This is a genomic window from Xenorhabdus santafensis, from assembly GCF_033949405.1.
GTDB lineage: Bacteria > Pseudomonadota > Gammaproteobacteria > Enterobacterales > Enterobacteriaceae > Xenorhabdus > Xenorhabdus santafensis.
In genome coordinates, this window is sequence record NZ_VCDN01000115.1 from 1 (window position 1) to 5839 (window position 5839).

At 41.9% G+C, this 5839-nt stretch carries 5 protein-coding genes and 1 pseudogene; all 6 read left to right on the forward strand.

The annotated features are described in order from the left end of the window. A partial coding sequence (locus FE392_RS18545; protein ID WP_319931639.1) for a primase-like DNA-binding domain-containing protein occupies positions 1–1531 on the forward strand: 1531 nt, incomplete at its 5' end. A gap of 480 nt (positions 1532–2011) precedes the next feature. After that, a pseudogene (locus FE392_RS18550) lies at positions 2012–2470 on the forward strand (Hcp family type VI secretion system effector); the annotation flags it as partial. 278 nt (positions 2471–2748) lie between these two features. Then, positions 2749–3591, forward strand: coding sequence for a DUF6402 family protein (locus FE392_RS18555; RefSeq protein WP_319931640.1), 843 nt, complete (start codon positions 2749–2751; stop codon positions 3589–3591). Continuing rightward, a complete protein-coding gene (locus tag FE392_RS18560; protein ID WP_319931641.1) occupies positions 3588–3980 on the forward strand; it encodes a DUF6201 family protein in 393 nt (130 codons plus the stop codon). The genes FE392_RS18555 and FE392_RS18560 overlap by 4 nt, the downstream gene beginning before the upstream one ends. Positions 3981–4142: 162 nt before the next feature. Continuing rightward, on the forward strand, positions 4143–5294 hold the full coding sequence (locus tag FE392_RS18565) for a phage major capsid protein (protein WP_319931642.1): 1152 nt from the start codon (positions 4143–4145) through the stop codon (positions 5292–5294). A 44-nt stretch (positions 5295–5338) separates the two neighbouring features. Continuing rightward, on the forward strand, positions 5339–5839 hold a 501-nt coding region (locus tag FE392_RS18570), incomplete at its 3' end, for an HK97 family phage prohead protease (protein ID WP_319931643.1).

The window sequence follows — 5839 nt, forward strand, 5'->3', positions numbered from 1 at the left end:
ACCGCCAACGGAATATAAAGCTGACTGGGACGATTATCGTCTGCGTCACGGCATAGAGGCGGCAAAGCAGGCATTCAGCAACGGGTTATATCAGGTCAGGGAGAAAGAACCAGTGAACGCAGAAGCAATGGAAAACCACGAAACTAAGCCCAAAAAGGCCAATAACAATCTGGCACAAATGGCAGCCAGTCAACGCGGGGCATTGCTGGTTGAGCATTACAAAAAAATCGCGGTACATGCTGAAAGCGAAGCGGTTTATCACTATAACGGTACGACATGGGAAACCGTGTCAGATAACGAGCTACGTCGCGCAATGGTGGCAATCTTTGACCAGCACGACACCCCGTACAGCCCGAATGGTATTAATAACGCGATCTGCGCCATGAAATTACAAATTCCGGTTATTGGCGAACAGCGGTCGGATTTAATCGGGTTTCGTAATGGCGTGTATGCGTTATCGACACAGCAATTTACCCCGCACCAGCCGGAACACTGGTTAATGAATCATAACGGCATTGAATTTACCCAACCTGCTATCGGTGAAAATTTGTCGGATCATGCTCCTGACTTTTACCGTTGGTTATCCCATGCGGCGGGGCAGAATGAAAACAAGATGAATCGCATCAAAGCCGCCCTGTTTATGATTCTGGCAAACCGTTATGACTGGCAGCTATTTATTGAGGTAACAGGCGAAGGTGGTAGCGGTAAAAGTGTGTTTACGTATATCGCTACCTTACTGGCGGGAGAACACAATACTGCCAGTGGCAATATGAGAGCGCTGGATGAAGCCAGAGGCCGATATCAGTTTGTCGGCAAAAGTTTAATTACGCTGCCCGATCAGGTTAAATATGTCGGTGAAGGTGCGGGAATTAAGGCGATTACAGGCGGCGACCTGATTGAAGTTGACGGGAAATACGAGAAGCAATTTTCTACCATAATCAAAGCTGTGGTATTAGCCACCAATAATGAACCCATGAGTTTTACCGAACGCAATGGCGGCATTGCACGGCGGCGGGTGATATTCCCGTTTAATATTCCGGTCAAAGAATCAGAGAAAGACCCACAATTACCGGAGAAAATCAGTCGGGAGCTTCCAGTGATTATTCGCCATTTATTAAACGAATTTGCCGACCAGAATAAGGCTAAAAAACTGCTACAGGCGCAACGCGACTCTAACGAAGCGTTAACGGTAAAGAGTCATTCCGATCCGCTGTATCGCTTTTGTGGTTATCTGGTATCCGCTAATGATATGACCGGAATGAAGATGGGGAATAAAAACATCAGTCCACGCGCGCCGAGATTGTATTTATATCACGCCTATCTCTCTTTTATGGAGGCGCACGGCTTTGAGCGTCCGCTGACACTGACCAAGTTTGGTGAATCTATCCCCAAGATTATGCTGGAATACCGGAAAGAGTATCGGAAAGTACGAACGAAGAAAGGCTATATTTATAACGTTGAATTATCGGAAGAGGCCGAAGAATGGCTACCTTCCGTGCCTGAGTGTCGAGACTTTACAGCACCTGTATAAAACTTTTGGCTTTGGGTATGCACTCCATACACCTTTTCAAGTATCTAACTGTATTTAAAAGAAAATAATAGATGTATAGTTATTTTTTAACTATACATCAACTCTACATTCTCTTCATTAATCTAAAAAGTGGGTGAACAGGTGATACAGTCAGTGAATATTATATTAATTGCATCAAACCCAGATGTGGCAAGGCTTTCAGGGAATTGTGCAGAGGGTGCATAACTGAGCGGATGAAAAAGATTTTCAGGGGGGCTTCTGGCAAGCAAATGAAATCAGAAGCAAATACCGTGCGCAATCCGGTTTTTATTTTCTGGTACTACCTGAAATTCACATTAGGTAATTATCTGATTTTATTTAAGAGTAGAAGTTAATCACAATTTCATTAATGGAATTTTATTCACTCTGGAATAGATAAATAATTCTGTTATATCCTGTTTCACTGAGCATTTATCGAAAGTGCTGTTACAGGAGACATGAATGTCACACATCATTTACTTGTCGTTAAAAGGCAAGAAACAAGGGCTTATTTCAGCGGGTTGTTCCACGCCGGAATCTATCGGGAACCGTTATCAGGCAGGTCGGGAAAATGAAATACAGGTACTGAGTGTGAATCACTCTGTGAGCCGCGACCAGAACGCGCATCATCATCCTGTCAGTTTTACTAAGCCTATTGATAAATCCTCACCGCTGTTAGCGATGGCAATTGACGGTAACGAATTGTTAGAAGCTACTTTTTTATGTTACCGGACAAGCCAGATGGGGCAGTTAGAAGCCTTTTATGAAATCAAGCTAACAGGCGCAACGATTGTTAATTTTACCTGTCATTACCCCCATTCAATAAATAGTAATGATCAGATACCGTATGAAACGGTACAGCTCGATTACAAATCCATTTCATGTAACCACATCGCCGCAGGGACTTCGGGTTACAGCATTACACAATTAGCGGGGCGTGAAGAAGGTAAGCCGCTTTTATCTGGTTTTTCATCCATTAAGCCACTGATTGAAGAGGCGGTAGCGGCTCTATTTAGCCATAAATTCACGCTGAAACATCAAGGAAATGTTTGCCAAGATATCGCGTATGGTGTGGAAACAGACAAGGGACTGATTGAGGGAATATGTCAAACATCTGGAATGACAAAACAGTTTGATGCCAAAAAAGAAGAAAACCTTGAGGTCAAATATCTATTTCAAACAAAAATAGGGATTTAATAATGTCGATTTTTAAAACGAAAACCGTTAAAGGCGGAAAAAATACAGAACTTGAAATGGATGTTTTTTACTTAAACCAAATCCCAGACGCAATGGAAAAAATGGGATGGGAAATGGCACCCAAATTAATGCGCCATTGGTTTAATACAAAACCTGCTTATATATTTACGGAAGAAGAAAAAGATAAGTATGTTACAGGTAAAGCGGTAGATATACCGGATGGAAGAGTTAATGACTCCATTATAAAAATGGAGTGGGCATTGAGATATAAACAACCTAAAGAAATTATGTCTGTCCTCATTAATGGTTGGGCTAGTAGTGCGGGTATAGGACAATTAAAAATGCAATTAGAAAAAGAGGGTGGAAAGAAAGCATTAGGATATGAAACGGATATACGAGAAATAGACACATTTTCAGTAGTTAACTCTAGAAGATTTGGTTCTAAATTTGATACGGTTGACGATTGGTATGGTGCCATGGGTAATTCTAATATGAAGGTAGCAGTTAAAGGTCACGTAGATAAATTAGACGGTAAAGATGTCTTTGTTACCGAGCAGATTGGAATGTATTTAAAAGATACCTATGATTTTGTTGGCGCTAACGAACCTTTAGGAATTTGGAGTAAAAATGGTATATTAGATAAAGTGAGTTCTGTCGATTATGCCGCTCTTTATGCTACCGGAAGCTGGATGGCCTTATGGATTAAATATAATGGATATGTTCCTGTAATTAATGATAGCTTTAGAAAATGGCAGAAAAAACACAATGAAGGTGGTGATTTCATTGTGTTTTCTGATATTTTATGGATGGATTCGTTACCACAACATAGAATTATTCAATTATGAAAAATAAATTTTTTTTAAAAAAAACATTATTGGTTTTAGTGATCTCTGCTGTTTTTATAGCGTGGATGTTATTTCCATCAACTTTATTCTTTGGTGATTGGAATAAAAAGTTTGAAGTAAAGGATGAAAATGGTCAATATACCGCAGTCGTATATAAAAAATTACCCATATCGCCATACGCGATGTTTAAATACTTTATTATGGATGATGACTATTTCATTGTTTTATATGATAATAAAAACAGATATATCTGGAAAAGCTCTCAGTTCACAACAATATCATATGAGGCATTTTTTGCTTCATTTAGCTTTCCAACCGCTAAGAACAATGCTTTTATATACCCAACAAATGATGGGTATGAAGTCATTTATATGGATAAATTAAAATGATTTTTTTTGTAAAAATTCTGTTTTTATATTTATCTTTTTTTAGCCTCTAACTGTCAGAGGCTTTTATTATTGTGTGATTGAACACCATGGAAAACATAATTTATTATTATTCCTCATGCTGTTAAATATATTTCTTTGAAAACAAATAGAAATAAAAACACCATGAAAAAACTTCTCGAATTACGTCAACAAAAATCCGATTTAACCCAGCGAATGCGCTCGCTTCTCACCAAAGCTGAAAACGAAAAACGTTCACTGAATACCGATGAAGCCAAACAGTTCGATGAACTGCGCAGCCAGTCCGACATGCTGAATACGGAAATTGCCCGTTATGAAGCGTTGGCTGATGAAGAACGCAGTCAGGCAAAGACCCAGCCAACCAGCAAAAAACTCAACAATGATGAATTACGCCACTATGTTCTGACGGGTGAAGCTCGTTCTCTATCTACGGGCGTTCCGTCTGAAGGCGGCTATACTGTTATTCCTGAACTGAACAAACAAATCATGCAACAACTGACTGATGAGTCAGTGATGCGCCGGATTTGTACAGTGAAAACCACACGCAGCAATGAATATAAACAGCTTGTTTCGGTCGGTGGTGCAGCAGTGGCATACGGGGAGGAAGGCAAGGCACGTACTGAGACTGCTACGCCGAAGATGGAAGAAGTCAGCATTAAGCTGTTCCCCATCTACGCCTATCCCAAAACCACCCAAGAGATTATCGATTTTAGCGATGTGGATATCTTAGGCTGGCTGACCGCTGAAATTGCCGACACTTTCGTTGATACCGAAGAAACGGATCTCATCAGTGGTGACGGCAGTAAAAAAGCGAAAGGCTTTCTGTCTTATCCTCGTGATACCCAAGCTGACAAAGTACGTGCATTTGGCACATTGCAAAAATTGGAAGTGACCGCGCTTTCAGCGGATAGCCTGATTGACCTGAAATTCTTACTTAAAAACAAATACCGTAAAAACGCTGTTTGGGTGATGAATTCCAATACAGCCGCGCAGGTGCAGAAGCTGAAAAACGGCAATGGTGATTATATCTGGCGGGAACGTTTACAGGCGGGTGATCCCGATATGCTGCTGGGCTTGCCTGTCCACTACCTTGAATTTATGCCGGAGGGTGTGATCGGTCTGGGTGACTTCAAACGCGGCTATTTTATTGTTGACCATGAAACCGGCATTCGTACCCGTCCTGACAATATCACCGAGCCGGGATTTTATAAGGTTCACACCGATAAATATCTGGGCGGCGGGCTGGTGGATTCCAAGGCGATTAAGGTACTGGAAGTGAAAGCGTCCAGCCACTAAACAGAAAGGGGATTGCGCCCCTTTCCAAATCTTGGAGTCCATCAATGAAGCATGATTTTGAAATCCGCACCGCTTCACTCTCTGCCAGCAATAAGACGCTGACAGGCTATGTAATTAAGTGGAACAGCCGATCACATGTGCTGTGGGATGAGTTTATCGAACAGTTCGCGCCGAATGCGTTTAACGCCAGTTTAGCGGCGGGAACAGATATCAGGGCGTTGTACGAACATGACCCGATGAATCTGTTAGGCCGCACCACGTCCGGCACATTGCAGCTTGCCGCAGATGCCACCGGATTGCACTTCGAACTAACCCCGCCAGATACGCAATTGGGGCACGATGTATTAACACTGGTGGAACGCGGGGATATACAAGGCATGTCCTTTGGTTTTCGTACTATTAAAGATCAGTGGGATACAGGTCAGACACCTTATATCAGAACGGTATTGGAAGCTGAATTGCGGGAAATTACCATAACCAGCTTACCTGCCTATCCTGAAAGTGGCGTTGAAATTGCCAAGCGTTCACTGAATGCCGCTAAACCC

What these genes read in the sequence shown, in the direction of transcription:
- FE392_RS18555 (WP_319931640.1), top strand. Translation starts at nt 2,749, where the DNA reads ATGTCGATTTTTAAAACGAAAACCGTTAAAGGCGGAAAAAATACAGAA.
- FE392_RS18560 (WP_319931641.1), top strand. Translation starts at nt 3,588, where the DNA reads ATGAAAAATAAATTTTTTTTAAAAAAAACATTATTGGTTTTAGTGATC.
- FE392_RS18565 (WP_319931642.1), top strand. Translation starts at nt 4,143, where the DNA reads ATGAAAAAACTTCTCGAATTACGTCAACAAAAATCCGATTTAACCCAG.